We start from the raw sequence: 17,995 nt of genomic DNA on the forward strand, positions 1-17,995 counted from the left end.
TTTCTCCATTACAGCCCCACCCCAATGAAAGCTGTTATTCCCGTTGCCGGCATTGGCTCGCGCCTGCGCCCCCACACCCACACCCAGCCCAAAAGCCTGGTACCGGTGGCCGGCAATACCATTCTGGGCCACATCATTGACCGCCTGCAGGCCGCCGGCCTCACCGAATTTGTGTTCATCGTGGGCTACCTGGGCGATAAAATTGTGCGCTACGTGCGCCGCCAGTACCCCGAGCTAAAGGCCACGTTTGTGGTGCAGGAGCCGCGCGAGGGCATCGGCCACGCCCTGTGGCTGGCCCGCGAAGAATTCCGCCACGACCCCGACGGCGTGCTCATCATGCTCGGCGACACCATTGTGGACGTGGACCTGCCCGCCCTCATGGCCACGCCCGGCTCGGTGCTGGCCGTGAAGGAGGTGAAAACCCCCAGCATGTTCGGCCTGGTCGAAACCGGGGCCAGCGGCCGCGTGAACAAGGTGGTGGAGAAGCCCAAAATCCCGAAATCGAACTTCGCCATGGTGGGCCTCTACAAGCTGGCCTACCCCGAAAAGCTGGCCGAGGCCCTTGAATGGCTCATCGATTCGGAAACGCGCACCCACGGCGAGTTTCAGCTCACCGATGCGCTCATGCACCTCATCGAAGAGGGCGAGGTGATGTCCACTTGCCCGGTCGACAACTGGTTCGATTGCGGCCGCAAGGAAACCCTGCTCGAAGCCAACGCCCGCCTGCTGAACCGCCCCGAGTTTCTGGAAGGTCACGACTACTCCGAATACCCCGATACCGTGATTATTCCGCCGGTCAGCATCGGGCGCGACTGCCAGATTTCGCATTCCATCATCGGCCCCAACGTGGCCATCGGCGACAAAACCATCGTCAAAAACTGCATCCTCAGCGACTCCATCATCGGCAGCTATTCCGAGCTGAAAGCCGCCGTAATGCACGACTGCATCGTGGGCTCCGACGCCTCGTTCCGGGGCATGAACCACTCGCTGAACATCGGGGATAATACCGAAATCGACTACAGCTAGCCGGAGGTCCAGGGGTCGGTGGATGTAGGGGCGAAGCGGTGCTTCGCCCGTCGTTGCAGATTCTATTCAACGACGGGCGAAGCACCGCTTCGCCCCTACATCCCTTCCTCAACCGCCCACGGGCAGCACGCGCACGTTCACGCTGGCTTTCTGGTCGAGGTCGTTTTCGAGCAGCAGGTACTGGGCCCCGGCGGGGCCGAGGTCGGCGGCCAGCACGCGGGCGGGGTGGCGAGGCGCGGTGGCGGCCAGGGCCACGCCGGGGGCGGGGGCATCGTCGGGCAGCAGCAGCAGGGCCACGCGCACGGCCACGGCCGGGGCCGTGAAGCTCAGGATGCGGTCGGGGCTCAGGGTGCTGTCGAGGCGCGTGACGCGGCGGGCGGGCGCGGCGGTGGCCGTTTTCGCGCCGGGGGCCGGGGCCTCGGCGGTCAGGCTGCGCTCCTCCGGCCCATCGGGGTAGAGGCGAAACAGGCGGCGCAGCGCGTCGTCGGCGCGGTAGGCCACCTGGGCGGCAGCATTCAGGGTCACCAGCTGGGTCCATAGGGCGTTGAACTGGCCCACGTACTGGTCGGTTTCCACGGTGCCTTCGCCGTGCGCCACGTTCACATCCACGCCGCTGGCCTGGGCGATGGCCGCCAGCCGCAGCAGCTCGGTAATCTTGGCCTGGGGCATGCCGCCGGGTTTGAGCAGGGCGGCCTCGCGGGCCTGCACCTGCTGGGCGGCGGCTTGCAGGGCGGTGTTGAAGGGAAGGGGGCTGTCGCCGGCGGCGGTCACGGCGCGGTGGCCAAACAGGTCGTCGGCGTGGGGCGTGGTGGGATAGGCTTTCTTGGCGTAGAAAAACAGGTCTTGCAGCAGGGGCCGGGCCTGGTCCAGGGCCTCGTCGCGGCTCAGCACGGTTTGGTGCTGGTCGGCCTGGCGCAGGTCGAGGCCGGGCAGGGCCTGGGCGGCCGTGGCATCGGCGAGGAGCTGGGCAAACCAGGCCGGGGTGAGGTCGGCATCGGCGGCGGCCAGGTCTTTTTGCCGGGCCAGGCCCAGGCTTTAGAGGGAAAACGCGCGGGTAAGCGCGTCCTGGTAGGTACCCCCGAAGAGGCGGGTGTCGGTGTACGACATAAGGAATTGGGAAAAGAACGGATAGAAATCCCGCCGCACGCACGATGGTAGCCGGAAGATAGAAATACTTTCATTGTTTGTCCGTTCGAGCCGCCCCGCCCGCCCCCGTACCAGCCTCGCCCCTTGCCGGATGGAGACCGGACGCCCCCGTACCGGCCTCGCCCCTTGCCGGATGGAAACCGAACGCCCCCGTACCGGGGTGCCGCAGCCCCGCACCGGGACCGCGCCGGCGTTTGCCGAGCCATTTGGTCACGCTGGAAAACGTTCGTTTGTTGGGAGGCAAGGGTTCACGAAACGCATCCCCTCGGCGCGTTTCGTAAACGTTCATTCGTAGACCCCAGGTGCTACAGTAGCTTGCGGGCACCTGGTAGCGGGCCGCAACTGGTGGTTCACCGAAAAGAGGGTTACTTTTTTAACTTTCGCTTGACTTTCTGCTGCTCGCGAGCGGCGGCGTATACGCGGCGGTGAGTTCCGCTGCTCAACACTAGGCTGTCGCTGCTAAGAGAGGCGATGCGGTATTGGCCACCATCAAAAAAGAGGGAGTCGTTCCGTTGGGTGAAGTGGTGGGAATAGATGAAATCCCCGGTGTGCGGGCCGATGTCAATCACCTCGCGCTCGGTGGCATTGAGGTAGTGGTATACCGAATCCGACGTAAAGCGGAAGCTGTACCTGGCGTGTCCATTGATAGGGGGCTGGGGAGACAGCCGGCTCACCGTGCCCATCGCTACTAGGTCCCAATAGATACCGACCACCGGCGGCCGGTGTGCTAGGGGCTTACAGGCCGGCAGCAGCAGGTACAGCACAAGGCCGCTTCGCAACAGGGGCCGGCGCACGTGGGAGGTTTTCATCTCGAACTGGTGTGGTGTTTAGGCGGCGTCCGCCCAACGCTAGCAAAGGTGTAGCAAGCACCGCAAGGACCAAGCAGGATAGTAGGTTCAGCGAAACGGTCTTTTTCTTACAAAGATTAACCCTCACCCGGCCACCTGCCCCGTTACGTTCTCCTCCTTCGGCCATCACCGCAGCTGCTTATCGCCCCTGTAGCATCAAACCCATAATAAATAGCGCCCAAACCCGTACTTTTCCGGTAAAATCGCGCTGCTTATGACTTTTCGCTTCGTTCTGGCCTTTCTGCTGGCCCTCATGCTGTTCACCGCCCGCGCCCAAACGCCCCTCGGCCAGCCCTCGCTCGATGAATCGAAGGTGCAAATCTGGTGTGCCACGGTGCGCTTCGTGTACGACGATGCCGGCCGGCCCAACCTCAAAAGCACCGTGCGCTGCGAGGGCGGCAACCTGACGGCGCTGGCCGCCAGCATCCGGCCCGACAGCCTGCGGGTGTTCAGCGTGCTATATCAGCCCATTGAGGGCCGGGGCACCATTTACCAGGGTAAAAAGGACAATTCGGCCCGGCTCGCGGCGCTGGCCAAAGCCATTGTGAATAAGCTGAAAGGCTCGCCCGCCCGGCGCAAAGACCCTGCCCGCATGGCCCGCGTGGCCGCCCTCGAAACGGCCCTTACCAACTACGTGACCTCGGGCACGCCCCTGGGCGAAGTAGCCGCCGCAATGGCCCCGGAAATGGCCGACACCGCCGCCACCGCCACACCCGGCCCGGCCGAAGCCGCCGAGGCCCAGGCCGCCGCCGAGCGCGATGCCGCCGGCACGTCGGCGGTGGCCCTGCCGGTTACGGGGCCGGGCAGCTTGCTCTATCGTTTTGCGGCCCCGCTGGCGCTTATTCTGGGCATTCTGAGCCTGGTGCTCTACATTATGCTGCGCGTGACACTGGGCCAGTGGCGCCGCCAGCAGCGCCGCGAAACCCTGGAAGCCAAGCACGCCGCCACCGCTGCCCAGGCCGCCGCCGCCGAAACCAGTGCCGCCGTGGCCGACTCCGTAGCCCGCGTGAAGCGCGCCGAAGCCCTGATTCTCGCGGCGGCCGCGCCCGAGGCCAACAATGCCCCGGCCGCGCCGGTTCTCGACCAGCTCAGCTCCGCCCAGCGCCTGGAAGTGGAGCGCCTGGTGAGCCAGCGCGTAGATGAGGAGCTGCGCTGGCTGCGCGCCAACCTGCCCGAGTTGGTGGCTTCGGCCATCAGCCATGCCCCGGCGGCGCACGACACGGCAGCCGCTGCCGCTTCCGGCCAGCCATCCGGCGAAGTAGCCGATGATGTGCAGATGGACTGATTTTTAATACGCTTTGTTGTTTCACTCTCTTTTTTCGGCTGGCAACGGCCTTCATCTTTCTTCCTTGTTTCATGAAAGCTGTCTTACCTCTGGCCGTCCTGCTGGCGGCTGCTTCGGCCTGTCGCGCCACGACTCCGCCCGCCCGCAATACCCTTCCCAACCACCAGGCCCTCACCGAAGCCACCATGCCCGAAACCGGCGAGCCCAGCCGGCGAGCCGGCCTGGAATTACCCACTCCCCCGCCCGTGAAATATCCCGCCACCCGCAAAACCGACTTCACCGACACCTATTTCGGCACCAAAGTAGCCGACCCCTACCGCTGGCTCGAAGCCCTCGATGCGCCCGAAACCAAGGCCTGGGTGACCGCCGAAAACGAAGTGACCTTTGGTTATCTGAAGCAGATTCCGTTCCGGGACAAAATCCGGGAGCGGCTCACCAAAATCTGGAACTACGAGCGGTTTGGCGTGCCCGAGCAGGTGGGTTCCGAGCTGGTGTTCAGCAAGAACGACGGCCTGCAGAACCAGGCGGTGCTCTACCGCCAGCGCGGCGCGGAGGAGCCGCAAATCCTGCTCGACCCCAACAAGTTCTCGGCCGACGGCACCACCGCCCTGGCCGGCACCGAGTTCAGCAACGACCACCGCTACCTGGCCTACGCCACCAGCGGCGGCGGCTCCGACTGGCACAAGGTCCGCATCCTGGACGTGGCCACCAGCAAGCTGCTGCCCGAAACCCTGGAATGGGTGAAGGTATCGGGCACGTCGTGGACCAAAAACGGCTTCTACTACGGCCGCTACGATGCGCCCAAGGCCGGCCAAAACGGCCTTTCGGGCAAAAACGAGTTCCACAAAGTGTACTTCCACAAGCTGAACACGCCGCAGAGCGCCGACCAGCTGGTGTACGAAAACGCGAAAATGCCCCTGGGCTTCCGCTTCGTTAATGCCACGGAAGACGAGCGGTTCCTGGCCCTGACGCTCACCGATGGCAAGGCCGACGGCAACCAGCTGCTGGTGCGCGACCTAGCAGACCCCAAGCAGGCCAAAACCTGGACTACGCTCATTTCGAGCTACGAATTCAACAGCAACATCATCGGCAACGTGGGCGGCGAGGTGCTGGTGTACACCAACTACAAGGCCCCCAACTACCGCGTCGTCCGCATCGACCCGAAGAAGCCGGCTGAAGCCAACTGGCACGACGTGCTGCCCGAAAGCAAGAACAAGCTGGAGAGCGTGACGCAAGTAGGCGGCCGCCTGGTTGCTGATTATCTGAACGATGCCAGCTCGCAGGTGAAAGTCTATTCCGAGCTGGGCAAGTTTGAGCACGATGTGAAGCTGCCGGCCATCGGCACGGCCAGCGGCTTCGGCGGCCGGCGCGATGCCAAGTCGGTGTACTACGCTTTCACCTCGTTCACCTACCCCACCACCATCTACAAATACGACCTCGCCACCAACACCAGCACGGTTTTCCGCGCCCCGAAGGTGGACGTGAACCCAGCCGATTACGTGACGACGCAGGTGTTCTACCCGAGTAAGGACGGCACGAAAATCCCCATGTTCATCATCCACAAAAAAGGGGTTGAATTGAACGGCAAGAACCCCACCTACCTCTACGCCTACGGCGGATTCAACATCTCGCTCACGCCGGGCTTCTCGGTGGCACGCATGCTGTGGCTGGAAAACGGCGGCGTGCTGGCCATCCCCAACCTGCGCGGGGGCGGCGAATACGGCGAATCCTGGCACAAAGCCGGCATGACGCCCAACAAGCAAAACGTGTTCGACGACTTCATTGCCGCCGCCGAGTACCTGAAAACCAACAAGTACACCGACTATGACCACCTCGCCATCGCGGGCGGCTCCAACGGCGGCCTGCTCGTAGGCGCAACCATGACGCAGCGCCCCGACCTGTGCAAAGTGGCCCTGCCCGCCGTGGGCGTGATGGATATGCTCCGCTACCAGACCTTCACCATCGGCTGGAACTGGGCTCCCGAATACGGCACCTCGGCCGACCAGAAGCAGTTCGAGAACCTGCGCAAGTTCTCGCCCCTGCACAACCTGGCCCCGGCCGTGTACCCCGCCACCATGATTACCACCGCCGACCACGACGACCGGGTGGTACCCGCCCACTCCTTCAAGTTTGCCGCCGCCCTGCAAGCTGCCAACACCGGCCCCAACCCCACCCTGATTCGAGTTGATGTGAACGCCGGCCACGGCGCGGGCAAAAGCACCAAGCTACAGATTGATGAGTGGGCCGACGTGTGGAGCTTCTGCTACGCCAACATGGGCGTAACGCCGGAAGTGAAATAATGATGCAGCAGTAAAAGGCCGTCATGCTGAGCGCAGCCGAAGCATCTCTACCGCATAACTAATCCAATCGAAAGGATTTAGCACTGCGATAGAGGTACTTCGGCTGCGCTCAGCATGACGTTTTAATACTCATAGACATTTCACTGTCCCAACGCTTCCCATTGCTTTCCCTACCGATTTATCCCCCCTTATGCAAATAGGCATCAGCTCTTTCGGCGAAATCGCCCCGGCTAACCTCGCCGGCCAAGACCATGCCGCCGCGCAACGCATGCAGGAGCTGCTGGCCATGGGTAAGCTGGCCGATGAAACCGGCCTCGACGTTTTCGCCCTCGGCGAACACCACCGCCCCGACTTCATCATCTCGGCTCCCGAAGTTATTCTGGCCGCCGTGGCCGCCATCACCAAGCGCATCCGCCTGAGCAGCGCCGTTACCGTCCTCAGCTCCGTCGACCCAGTTCGCACCTTCCAGAACTTCGCTACCGTCGACCTCATTTCCAACGGCCGGGCCGAGATTATTGCCGGACGGGGCTCCTTCATCGAGTCGTTCCCGCTCTTCGGGCAGGATTTGAAGGATTATGACGCGCTGTTCATTGAGAAGCTCCAGCTGCTGCTGAAAATCAATGATAACGAAGTCGTGACCTGGCAAGGCAAACACCGCGCCGCCATCGATGCCAAAGGCGTGTACCCGCGCCCCGCGCAGCCCAAAATCCCGGTCTGGATTGGCGTGGGCGGCACACCGGCTTCCGTTATTCGGGCCGGGCAGCTGGGGCTGCCACTCACCATTGCCATTCTCGGCGGCGCGCCCGCGCAGTACGTGCCGTTTGCCGAGCTCTACCGCGAATCGGCCCAGAAAGCCGGCCACAACGTGGCCGCGCTCCAACTCGCCATCAACTGCCACCTGCACCTGGCCGACACCGCCGAGCAGGCCCGCGACGAATTCTTCCCGCCCTACTCGCAGCTCATGAACCGCATCGGCCGCGAGCGCGGCTGGTCGCCCATGGACCGCCGGCATTTCGACTACCTCTGCGGCCCGCAAGGCCCACTGCTGGTGGGCAGCCCCGAGGATATCATCGCCAAGCTGCTCTACCAGCGCCAGTTGTTCAACAACACCCGGTTCCTGGCCCAGCTTGTCATCGAAGGAATCTCGCACCAGAGTGTATTGCGTTCCATCGAGCTGTTGGGTACGCAGGTAGCGCCGGCCATCCGGACCACGGATTAGCACGGATTTTAGCGGATTTCACGGATTTTGTAGTCGGCGCTCGTGCCACGCATCGGTCCTCTCGCCTACCAACAAAAAAAGGCCACTCTCAGGAGTGGCCTTTTTGTTGGTAAACACAGCGTAAGCGAATAATAGCGCCGACTACAAAATCCGCTAAAATCCGTGCTAATCCGTGGTCTAGTAGCGGTACAGGTCCGACTTGAACGGACCTTCCACCGTTACCTTGATGTAGTCAGCCTGGTGCGTAGTCAGCTCGTCCAGCTCCACGCCGATTTTGGCGAGGTGCAGGCGGGCTACCTTTTCATCGAGGTGCTTGGGCAGGGTGTACACCTGGTTGGTGTACTGGTCGTTGCGCTCCCATAGCTCCAATTGGGCCAGCACCTGGTTGGTGAACGAAGCCGACATCACGAACGAGGGGTGGCCAGTGGCGCAGCCCAGGTTCACGAGGCGACCTTCGGCGAGGATAATCACCTCTTTGCCTTCGATGTTGTAGATGTCCACCTGCGGCTTCACCGTGTCCTTGGTGTGGCCGTAGTTGCCATTCAGCCACGCCATGTCAATCTCATCATCGAAGTGACCGATGTTGCAAACAATGGCTTTGTCCTTCAGGCTGCGGAAATGCTCCTCCGTCAGAATGTCGCAGTTGCCGGTAGCCGTCACCACGATGTCGGCTTCCTTCACGGCATTTGCCAGCTTCTTCACGGCGTAGCCGTCCATAGCTGCCTGCAGGGCACAGATGGGGTCAATTTCGGTCACGATAACGCGGGCACCCGCGCCGCTCAGCGAAGCGGCAGTGCCTTTTCCTACGTCACCGTAGCCGGCCACTACGGCCACTTTGCCGGCCATCATCACGTCGGTAGCCCGGCGGATAGCGTCCACAGCCGATTCTTTGCAGCCGTACTTGTTGTCGAATTTCGACTTTGTTACCGAGTCGTTCACGTTGATGGCGGGGAAGGACAGCGTGCCGTTTTTCACGCGCTCGTACAGGCGTAGCACGCCGGTCGTCGTCTCTTCGCTCACACCTTTGATGCCGGCGGCCAGCTCGGGGTAATTGTTCAGCACCATGTTGGTGAGGTCGCCGCCGTCGTCCAGAATCATGTTCAGCGGCTTGCGGTCCTCGCCGAAAAACAGCGTCTGCTCGATACACCAGTTGAACTGCTCTTCAGTCATGTCCTTCCAGGCGTACACTGCTCCGCCAGCGGCGGCAATGGCAGCGGCGGCGTGGTCCTGGGTTGAGAAGATGTTGCATGACGACCAGGTTACCTCCGCTCCCAGTGCCTTGAGGGTTTCGATGAGGACCGCCGTTTGAATAGTCATGTGCAGGCAGCCGGCAATGCGCGCGCCTTTGAAGGGCTGCGATGCGCCAAACTCCTCGCGCAGACTCATCAAACCGGGCATTTCGGCTTCGGCCAGGCGGATTTCCTTGCGGCCCCATGCGGCCAGCTCCATGTCCTTTACTTTGTACGGAACGTACGTCTTCGTCGTGGTTTCCACCATGATACGGTTTAATTTATTGTGTGGCGATTCAACTGCAAAGATACTGATTTTGTTCGCCTCAGCCCACAAAAAAGCCCGCGCCGGTTGGGCGCGGGCTCGTAGCGTGGTAAAAGCCACGGCGGTATTGGGCTAATTATTCTGCAAAACGAAAGCTTTGAGCTTCTGGTCGTTGTTCAGGCTTCCATTGGTGCCGCTCACCAGTACGGTGTAGCTTTTACCGGCTTCATAGTTTTTGGTGCCCGTGCCGGCACCCGTACCATCACCCACTTGGGCGATGGTGGTGCCATTTGCATCAAGAATGGAGAGACTGTAGGTATTGGCCGTTACGTTCACGAATGGCGAAGCAACGCTGGCACCAACATTACTCACCACATCGGCAACTACCGGCCCGTTAACCGTGGTGGTGATTTGCGATAACCGAATGGGGTTGGTAACGCTCTGGCCCAAATTGATAACCCGGATGCGGGCTTTGGTGGCATCCGTAATGGTCAGGTCATCGGGGAAGATCAAGCCGCCTACCACCGAGGAAGACTGCGCGGGCGCAGCTACAAACGTGTAGTTTTTGTCTTTATCGAGCGCAAGTGACTGCGTAAAAGCCACCTGCCCGCTTGCAGTCACCTGCAAAGGCCGCGCACCGGTCTGGATGGTCTGGTAGCCCCCGCTGCTGGCGCCATAAGCCAGCGAAGCTTTCTCTGAGTTATCAATCAGGAACTTCAGCGTGGTGGGCGCAACGTGGGAGGCAGCATTGATGAATACAATTTTTCCGGTATCTGCAGCCGGTGTTGGCGTGGGCGTGTCGCTCTTGCTACACGCGGCCAGCAGCAGCGTAGCCGGCAAAATAGCCTGAATAGCGCGGCGAAATACGAGGGATGTTTTCATGGAAAAAAGTCGGTTGGATGGTAAAGTACGCGGCCGAGCGGATGATTAGCCGGCTCGGCCTGAACGTGTGACACCCTGGGTTTGTTGGGTTGGCGGCCAGAAAATATTGCGCGCCCGGTCTTTCCAGCCTTCTAAGCATCATTATATTTGTTACTATGCACGAAATCAACCAGCTGCGCCCAGTTAATTGGCAGCTCCATGGCGCAGCCACTATTATCCTATCCGTTAACCTATTAGCTCCTGCGTTGGCCCAGCAAGTCCCTGGCAGCGTTCGCCTCCTACCCGAAGATGAGGCCCGTGGCCTGGGTGGCCCCCAGCACAATTTTGATTTCCTGCCCCCCGGGGCCAGCAGCGACAATTACCAGACGGCCGGCTTCTTCGGCCAAAAGCTCCGCCCCTACCTGGCCGGCAATACCGCCGCCCTGGCCCACCTCAACGAATACCGCCGCCAGAAGACTTTTTTTCTGATTGACCGCCTCGTGGCCGTCGGGTCATTCAGCCTCTATGGCGAGCAGATTCTGGGCAACGGCGACCGGCAATACTTCAACTCGACGCAGCAGATTGCCGTTGGAGTATTCGTTACTAGCCTGCTGGCCACGGTTTTCATCAACCGCAACACCAACTCGCACCTGCAGCGGGCGGTCAAATCCTATAATAACAATGTAGTTCACGGCGGCATCTGGCAGCGCCTGCAGCCGGCCGCCATGGGCTTTGCGGCCGCATCCACCGGCCAGCCCCTACTTTCGCTGCGCTGGGCGTTGCGCTAAGTGCTACTTTTTCCCGTATAAGGTCATCCATGGACTACCCCTTGCCCGAAGCGGCCCGGCGGTACGTGGCCGCGCACCTGCACGACGACCCCGCCCACCTGGCCCTCCAAGCCCGCCGCCACCCCGGCCTCCCCGTTCCTGAACTGGTGCGCCAGATTCAGGCCCGCCAAAAAGCCCGCGCCAAGCTCCCCGCCTGGGCCGATAACCTGGAACTGATTTTCCCGCCCGCCCTATCCGTCGAGCAGGCGTCGTCGGCCCGCACGGCGGCTTTCAAGGCCAATCTGGTCGACGGGCAGCGCCTGGCCGACCTCACCGGCGGCTTCGGGGCCGACTCGGCCGCCTTTGCCGCCCGCGTGGCGCAGGTCGACTACGTGGAGCGCGACCCCGCGCTGGCGGAAGTAGTGCGCTATAATTTCGGCAAGCTCGGTATTGATAATGTGACCATTAATGCCGCCGATGCGGTGGCATTTCTGAAAAGCACGCCGCATCATTACGACTGGCTCTACCTCGACCCGGCCCGGCGCGACACCGCCGCCCGCAAGATTTTCCTACTGCGCGACTGCGAGCCCGACGTAGCGAAGCTGTTGCCCCTGCTGCTGCACAAGGCCGATAAGGTGCTACTCAAAACCTCGCCCATGCTTGATATTGAGCACGCGGTGCAGGGCCTGGCCCATGTGCGCCGCCTCTGGGTAGTGGCCGTGGATAATGAGGTCAAGGAAGTGCTCTACGAGCTGGGTCAGGAGCCCGCCGTAGACCCCGAGCGCTATGCCCTGAACCTGCGCCGCGACGGCACCCAGCAGGAATTCCGCCTCAACCGTGCCCGCGAGGCCCGCGCCATCCCCCGCTACGCCGAGGCCCAGCAGTACCTCTACGAGCCCAACGCGGCCGTGCTCAAGGCGGGCGCATTCCGCAGCATCGGCACGGCGTTCGAGCTGCTCAAGCTGCACCAGCACAGCCACCTTTATACCTCTGATGTGTTGCGGGCCGATTTTCCGGGCCGGGTCTTCAAAATCCTGGCCGTGGAAAAGGCCGATGGCGCAGCCCTCAAAGCCCACCTGGGGCCAGAGGCGCGCGCCCACGTCACCACCCGCAATTTCCCGGATTCGGTGGCCGATTTCCGCCGGCGCACCGGCATCCGCGAGGGCGGCGAAGTTTACCTGTTTGCTACCACCGACCTACGCAGCCGGCCAGTGGTGCTGGTGTGCGAAAAGCTCACGCCCCCGGTGAATGGCTTGGCCTGAAACCGGGAGCTTCGTGCCACTTATTTAATCCAAGCCCTACATATTGAACCTTAGCCCCACCGGGGCGGCATATCGGTAGCAAATAGTGCAGAAAACGTAATTGAATCCCCGGTGGGGCGACACTCGTTGAACGAGTGTCGCCCCACCGGGGATTCAAAACAACCAAGTCCTTCACCTAACTACCGATATGCCACCCCGCTGGGGCTGACGCTCAACAATTCACCACTTCGATTAGCCAGCACAAAAGCCGCCTCAGCCGGTTGTGCCCCGTAGAGTAGTTGCGCAGTCAACGCAATGCTTTTAATTCAATAATTCAGCGATGCGTTTTACAGATAAAGTGTGCCTGGTAACGGGTGGAACCTCCGGCATCGGCCGGGCCTGCTGCGTGCGGCTGGGAGCCGAGGGCGGCACCGTAATAGCCCTGGGCCGCGACAAAGCCGAGGGCGCCGAAACCGTGCGCCTCATCACCAAAGCCGGCGGCAAGGCCCTGTTTATAGCCTGCGAGCTGAGCAAGCCCCGCGCCATTACCGCCACCGTGAACAAAGTACTGGCCAGGTATCACCGCATCGACGTGCTGGTGTGCAACGCGGCCATGATGACCTTTGACCACCTCGTAGACCTGCCACTGACGCAGTGGGACCTGCTGATGCTGGTGAACCTGCGTTCGCTGGCCCAACTCACCCAGCTTTGCCTGCCGCATATGCCGGCCGGCAGCTCCATCGTGGCCATCAGCTCGGTGCACGCCCACCAAACCACGGCCAACGTAGTGCCCTACGCCACCAGCAAAGGTGCCCTCGAAGCCTTCGTGCGCGGCATGAGCCTGGAGCTCGACCGCAAGCAGACCCGCATCAATGCCGTAGCCCCCGGAGCCGTAGACACGCCCATGCTCTGGAGCAACCCCAATGTGAAAAACGGCACCGAAAAAATCGATGAAGCCGCCGTGGGCACCCCCGAGGAACTGGCCGCCGCCATTGCCTTCATGGCCTCATCAGAAGCCAGCTTTGTGCACGGCACCACGCTGGTGGTGGACGGCGGCCGGCTGGCGCAGCTATAATACCGCCGCTCAGTAGGCCCAACTACGGCTTCTGTTTCCCGTTGCCTGCTGACCCCTACTGCATTTCCCCGGCAACTGCATAACCACCAATAGCCCGAATTTCCGTACTTTTGCGTCGCGCCCGCCTGCCGGTTTCGGCTTGGCGGGCGCACTTCGTTTCTATCTTCCGCTCTTTTCGCGCACTCAATGCCCTATCTGTTCACTTCCGAATCGGTTTCGGAAGGCCATCCCGATAAAGTTGCCGACCAGATTTCCGACGCCATCCTCGATGAGTATTTGCGCCAGGACCCCACTGCCAAAGTAGCCTGTGAAACCCTCGTAACGACCGATTTTGCCCTCGTAGCCGGCGAAATTAAGTCCACAGCCCACGTCGATGCCGAGCCCATCATCCGCGAAACCATTCGCCGCATTGGCTACAACAAGCCGGAGTATCTTTTCAACGCCGACACCTGCGAGGTGATGAACCGCCTGCACGAGCAGTCGCCCGACATCAACCAGGGCGTGGAGCGCGCCAAGGATGAAGACCAGGGCGCCGGCGACCAGGGCATGATGTTCGGCTACGCCAGCCACGAAACGGCCAACTACATGCCGCTGGCCCTTGACCTCTCGCACCGCCTGCTGCAGGAGCTGGCCGCCATCCGGCGCGAAGGCACGGTCATGCCTTACCTGCGCCCCGACGCCAAGAGCCAGGTAACCATCCGTTACTCGGACGACCACAAGCCCGAGGCCATCGATACCATCGTCATCAGCACCCAGCACGACGAGTTTGATGCCTCCGAGAGCGTGATGCTGGACAAAATCAAAGCCGATGTGCTGGCCATTCTTATCCCGCGCGTGAAAGCCGGCTTGAGCGCCGATGCCCAGGCGCTGTTTACCGATAAAATCACCTACCACATCAACCCCACGGGCAAGTTCGTCATCGGTGGTCCCCACGGCGATTCCGGCCTCACCGGCCGCAAAATCATCGTGGATACCTACGGCGGCAAGGGCGCGCACGGTGGCGGCGCCTTCTCCGGCAAAGACTCCTCCAAAGTAGACCGTTCGGCGGCTTACGCGGCCCGCCACATTGCCAAAAACCTGGTGGCCGCCGGCGTGGCCGACCAAGTGCTGGTGCAAGTAGCCTACGCCATCGGCGTGGCCCAGCCCGTGGGCGTATTTGTGACCACCTACGGCACCATCAAGGTGAAAAACGCTGCAGGCCAGCCCCTCTCCGACGGCGAAGTAGCCGAGAAAGTAAATAAGCTGTTCGACCTGCGCCCCTACGCCATCGTGAAGCGCTTCGGCTTGCAAAACCCCATCTTCGCCCAGTCGGCGGCTTACGGCCACATGGGCCGCCAGCCCGGCACGGTGGACGTAGTGATGCCCAACGGCGAGAAGAAAACCTTCGAAACCTTCACCTGGGAAAAGCTCGACTACGTGCCCCAGATTAAGGCCGAGTTTGGACTCAATTAGCTGTTAGCCCTTCGCTTATAGCTTTTAGCCGTTAGCTTTTGAGCCAAACGCTGAAAAGCCCCGCCTGACAAAATCAAGCGGGGCTTTTCAGCGTTTGGCTTAAAAGCTAACGGCTAAAAGCGAAGAGCTAACAGCTGAAATTTAGTGCGTCAGCGTTTTCTCTTTGTGCTTCGTAATCTGGCGGCGCAGGCTATCAGTAGCGGCATCGGCGGCGGCTTCGAAGGAAGCAGCATCTTCCGTACTGAACAGGATGTTGCCGGGCACCAGCAGCTTTATCTCGATGGTTTTGTTGTCAATACCATCTTTATTGTTGAGGCGCATAATGACTTCGCCTTCGGTAACCTTGTCATAAAAAGTTTCCAGCTTATTCAAGCGTTGCTGAACAAAATCAAGCAATTTCTGGTCGGCGTCGAAGTGCACCGAATGCATCTGAATTTTCATAAAGCGGGTGATTTAGAGGTAAAAGGGTAACACAAAACTCAGGCCCGTGGGTGGGCCTGTTTAAATACGGATTTCAGGCGGTCGACAGACAAGTGCGTGTACACCTGCGTGGCCGCCAGACTGGCATGGCCCAGCAACTCTTTAATGGAATTCAGGTCGGCACCCTTGCCCAGTAGGTGCGTGGCAAAGGCGTGGCGCAACGCGTGCGGGTGCTGCTGCGCGCCAGAAGTAGTAATCTGGCTCAGGTAGCGCTTCACGGTACGGTACACGAACTTTTCGTACATGGCCTCGCCCTTGTCGGTGAGCAGCAGCGGGCCGCCGGCGGCGCCGAACTCATGCGCCCGCCGGGCCTGGTAGCGCTCTATCACGAGCTTCAGTGTGGGGTTGAGGGGCACAAGGCGCTGCTTATTACCCTTGCCGGTTACGCGCACGGTGCTGGCCCCCAAGCTCACATCATCGGCATGAATGCCGATGAGCTCCGAAAGGCGAATGCCCGTGCCGTATAGCATTTCAAGCACCAGTTGGTCGCGCTGGCCGGCAAAGTCATCTCCAAACTCGAAGGTATTCAGCAAGCCGTTCAGCGCCTCTTCGGGCACGAATTCGGGCAGCTTCTTCGCCATTTTGGGGGCCGTGATGCGCAGCATGGGGTTGGCCTCGATGCGGCCGGTGCGCAGCAGGAACTTGTAGTATGAGCGCAGGCAGGCCACTTTGCGGTTCACGGTGCGCGGGTCCAGATTTTCCTGCATCAGCTCCACCACCCAGCCCCGGATGAGCGGGTGCGTGGCCTGGGCGGGGTCGGCCAGCTCGTAGGCCGATTTCAGGTAGGCGGCAAACTGGCCCAGGTCCGTTTGGTACGACACCAGCGTATGCGGACTATAGCGCCGCTCAAAGCGCAAAAAACCGAGAAAAGCATCCATACCAACACCAAAAATACCCGGCGGTGGGCCGGGCATCCAATGTAGCATTTTTTTATTTTACGCCAAGCTTTCCGTTCCTATATGGACGCGAAAAAACCGGCTAGCTTGCCAATAAAGGCAAACCAGCCGGTTTTCAACAAAGCTAAACAACCGAAAAACTTCGGGCTATTCGCCGGGCTGGCCGTAGGTGGCGAGCTTGTAAACAGCCTTCTGCTTCATCTTGCGCTGGGTGATGCTGGGCTTCTGGAAAAAGGTGCGACGACGCAGCTCTTTCAGAACGCCGGTGCGCTCGAATTTCTTTTTGAAACGCTTCAGAGCGCGGTCAACCGATTCGTTGTCTTTGATTTGAATGATAATCATATCAGGGAATGAGGGAGATTTTCAGAGGGAGGCGGTATAAACCGGGCCGCAAAGATAATCACGGATTTATCGAATTCAAACGGATTTCACGGATTTTGTAGTCGATTCATTTCCAACGCCTAGGCGAAAACGGCTGAACCGTACCTAAAACCCGCGAAACCCGCCAAAATTCACGGTTTACTTAAGCAGAGCGCGGGCAATCACCAGCTTCTGAATTTCGCTGGTACCCTCGCCGATGGTGCAAAGCTTGGCGTCACGGTAATATTTTTCGGCCGGGTAATCCTTGGTGTAGCCGTAGCCACCGAAGATTTGAACGCCTTCGTTGGCAGTGCGCACGCATACTTCCGAAGCGTAAAGTTTGGCCATGGCCGACTCCAGGTTCACGTTCAGGCCACGGTCCTTCATGTCGGCAGCGCGGTAGGTGAGCAGGCTGGCGGCTTCAATCTCGGTCGCCATATCGGCCAGCTTAAAGGCAATGCCCTGGAAGTTGCTGATGGGCTGGTTGAACTGGTGGCGCTCCTTGCTGTACTTGGTGGCGGCCTCCATAGCCCCCTGGGCGATGCCCAGGCTGAGGGCCGCAATGCTGATGCGACCGCCGTCGAGCACTTTCAAGCTTTGCACAAAGCCGTCGCCTACCTTACCAATGACGTTTTCCTTCGGCACTTTGCAGTCGGTAAAAATCAGCTCGGTGGTTTCGGAAGCGCGCATGCCCAGCTTGTCTTCCTTGCGGCCGGCCTCAAAGCCCGGCGTGCCGCGCTCAATGATGAAGGCCGTCATGCCGTGCGAGTCGCCCACTTCGCCAGTCCGCACGATAACCACGGCCACGTTGCCGGATTTGCCGTGCGTGATGAAGTTTTTTGCACCGTTGATAATGTAGTTTTCGCCGCTCTCGTCGAGCACGGCGGTGGTGCGCATGTTGCCGGCATCGGAGCCGGTGTTAGGCTCGGTGAGGCCCCAGGCGCCAATCCATTCGCCGGAGGCCAGCTTGGGCAGATATTTCTGCTTCTGCTCTTCAGAAGCATGCTGGAGGATGTGACCGGTGCAGAGCGAGTTGTGGGCCGCCATGCTCAGGCCAATACTGCCATCAATCTTGGACAGCTCGGCAATGGCCGTCACGTACTCGACGTAGCCAAAACCGGCTCCGCCGTACTCCTGGGGCACGAGCACGCCCATCAGGCCCAGCTCGCCGAGCTTGTGAAACACATGGATGGGAAACTCCTGGCTCTCATCCCATTTCATCATATCGGGCTTGATGTGCTGGGCACCAAAGTCGCGCACCATCTGCGCTATCATGGTTTGGTTTTCGGTGGCTACGGCTTCCATGTAAAGGGAAATAAGGGTGGGATTTAAGAAAATATAAGGTAATGAGTACCCGAACGGCAGTTTAGCTGTTTTCGGTCCACGAAAGTACGATTCAGGCAGTTGACAATGGACAGGGTACAACCCATCATAACCGCCTGTTGTTGAATAGGCGCGGTAAAAGCGTTACTTTTGAGGCTTTTTGGGGAGAATCTGTCTTGCGGGGCTAAAGTTTTTCCTGGTTTTTGTTTGATTCAGCCCTAA

Annotated in this window: 16 protein-coding genes; 8 read left to right on the forward strand and 8 right to left on the reverse strand. The window is 60.5% G+C overall.

The genetic code is table 11. The annotated features are described in order from the left end of the window. Nucleotides 1–24 precede the first annotated feature (24 nt). Entirely contained in the window at nucleotides 25–1,026 is a 1,002-nt protein-coding gene (locus KQ659_RS19875; RefSeq protein ID WP_216679493.1) for a sugar phosphate nucleotidyltransferase, read from the forward strand. A 108-nt stretch (nucleotides 1,027–1,134) separates the two neighbouring features. Here the strand turns inward: KQ659_RS19875 and KQ659_RS19880 are convergent, their stop codons facing one another. Together KQ659_RS19880 and KQ659_RS19885 are read right to left on the reverse strand one after the other, a co-directional pair. Beyond that, the gene (locus KQ659_RS19880; protein ID WP_216690535.1) at nucleotides 1,135–1,917 is read right to left on the reverse strand and encodes a hypothetical protein; all 783 of its coding nucleotides are present in this window, start codon (nucleotides 1,915–1,917) and stop codon (nucleotides 1,135–1,137) included. 620 nt (nucleotides 1,918–2,537) lie between these two features. Further along, the gene (locus tag KQ659_RS19885) at nucleotides 2,538–2,981 is read right to left on the reverse strand and encodes a hypothetical protein (protein ID WP_216690534.1); all 444 of its coding nucleotides are present in this window, start codon (nucleotides 2,979–2,981) and stop codon (nucleotides 2,538–2,540) included. A 253-nt stretch (nucleotides 2,982–3,234) separates the two neighbouring features. On the opposite strand from KQ659_RS19885, the gene KQ659_RS19890 reads away from it, so the two are divergent. The 3 genes from KQ659_RS19890 (at nucleotide 3,235) to KQ659_RS19900 (ending at nucleotide 7,824) form a co-directional block, all read left to right on the forward strand. Continuing rightward, the gene (locus KQ659_RS19890; RefSeq protein ID WP_216685743.1) at nucleotides 3,235–4,305 is read left to right on the forward strand and encodes a hypothetical protein; all 1,071 of its coding nucleotides are present in this window, start codon (nucleotides 3,235–3,237) and stop codon (nucleotides 4,303–4,305) included. Between the two features lie 71 nt (nucleotides 4,306–4,376). Then, the gene (locus KQ659_RS19895; protein WP_216685742.1) at nucleotides 4,377–6,605 is read left to right on the forward strand and encodes a prolyl oligopeptidase family serine peptidase; all 2,229 of its coding nucleotides are present in this window, start codon (nucleotides 4,377–4,379) and stop codon (nucleotides 6,603–6,605) included. 190 nt (nucleotides 6,606–6,795) lie between these two features. Beyond that, nucleotides 6,796–7,824 (forward strand): LLM class flavin-dependent oxidoreductase, encoded by a 1,029-nt coding sequence (locus tag KQ659_RS19900; protein ID WP_216679488.1) that lies wholly within the window; start codon nucleotides 6,796–6,798, stop codon nucleotides 7,822–7,824. Nucleotides 7,825–8,001: 177 nt separating this feature from the next. Here the strand turns inward: KQ659_RS19900 and ahcY are convergent, their stop codons facing one another. Next, on the reverse strand, nucleotides 8,002–9,321 hold the full coding sequence (gene ahcY, locus KQ659_RS19905; protein WP_216679487.1) for an adenosylhomocysteinase: 1,320 nt from the start codon (nucleotides 9,319–9,321) through the stop codon (nucleotides 8,002–8,004). Nucleotides 9,322–9,450: 129 nt separating this feature from the next. Then, on the reverse strand, nucleotides 9,451–10,200 hold the full coding sequence (locus tag KQ659_RS19910) for a DUF4397 domain-containing protein (RefSeq protein WP_216690533.1): 750 nt from the start codon (nucleotides 10,198–10,200) through the stop codon (nucleotides 9,451–9,453). A gap of 155 nt (nucleotides 10,201–10,355) precedes the next feature. Between KQ659_RS19910 and KQ659_RS19915 the strand changes: the two genes are divergently transcribed. The 4 genes from KQ659_RS19915 (at nucleotide 10,356) to metK (ending at nucleotide 14,714) form a co-directional block, all read left to right on the forward strand. Further along, nucleotides 10,356–10,967: a hypothetical protein gene (locus KQ659_RS19915; protein WP_216679485.1), complete on the forward strand. Its 612-nt coding sequence runs from the start codon at nucleotides 10,356–10,358 to the stop codon at nucleotides 10,965–10,967. 29 nt (nucleotides 10,968–10,996) lie between these two features. Then, complete coding sequence (locus tag KQ659_RS19920; protein WP_216685741.1) at nucleotides 10,997–12,208, forward strand: class I SAM-dependent methyltransferase; 1,212 nt, start codon at nucleotides 10,997–10,999, stop codon at nucleotides 12,206–12,208. A gap of 319 nt (nucleotides 12,209–12,527) precedes the next feature. Further along, nucleotides 12,528–13,262, forward strand: coding sequence for an SDR family NAD(P)-dependent oxidoreductase (locus tag KQ659_RS19925; protein WP_216679483.1), 735 nt, complete (start codon nucleotides 12,528–12,530; stop codon nucleotides 13,260–13,262). A 186-nt stretch (nucleotides 13,263–13,448) separates the two neighbouring features. Next, nucleotides 13,449–14,714 carry a methionine adenosyltransferase gene (gene metK / locus KQ659_RS19930; protein ID WP_216685740.1) on the forward strand — a complete coding sequence of 422 codons (1,266 nt, stop codon included), beginning with the start codon at nucleotides 13,449–13,451 and terminating at the stop codon, nucleotides 14,712–14,714. A gap of 141 nt (nucleotides 14,715–14,855) precedes the next feature. Here metK and hpf read toward each other — a convergent pair whose 3' ends face one another. The 4 genes from hpf to KQ659_RS19950 form a co-directional block, all read right to left on the reverse strand. After that, nucleotides 14,856–15,155, reverse strand: a complete 300-nt coding sequence (gene hpf, locus KQ659_RS19935) for a ribosome hibernation-promoting factor, HPF/YfiA family (RefSeq protein ID WP_216679481.1) — start codon at nucleotides 15,153–15,155, stop codon at nucleotides 14,856–14,858. A gap of 38 nt (nucleotides 15,156–15,193) precedes the next feature. After that, nucleotides 15,194–16,072, reverse strand: coding sequence for a tyrosine-type recombinase/integrase (locus tag KQ659_RS19940; RefSeq protein WP_216679480.1), 879 nt, complete (start codon nucleotides 16,070–16,072; stop codon nucleotides 15,194–15,196). A 165-nt stretch (nucleotides 16,073–16,237) separates the two neighbouring features. Beyond that, nucleotides 16,238–16,432, reverse strand: a complete 195-nt coding sequence (rpsU, locus tag KQ659_RS19945; protein ID WP_216679479.1) for a 30S ribosomal protein S21 — start codon at nucleotides 16,430–16,432, stop codon at nucleotides 16,238–16,240. A 177-nt stretch (nucleotides 16,433–16,609) separates the two neighbouring features. Continuing rightward, nucleotides 16,610–17,755 (reverse strand): acyl-CoA dehydrogenase family protein, encoded by a 1,146-nt coding sequence (locus KQ659_RS19950; RefSeq protein ID WP_216679478.1) that lies wholly within the window; start codon nucleotides 17,753–17,755, stop codon nucleotides 16,610–16,612. Between the last annotated feature and the right edge of the window lie 240 nt (nucleotides 17,756–17,995).

It is taken from the genome of Hymenobacter siberiensis (genome assembly GCF_018967865.2).
GTDB classification, from domain to species: domain Bacteria; phylum Bacteroidota; class Bacteroidia; order Cytophagales; family Hymenobacteraceae; genus Hymenobacter; species Hymenobacter siberiensis.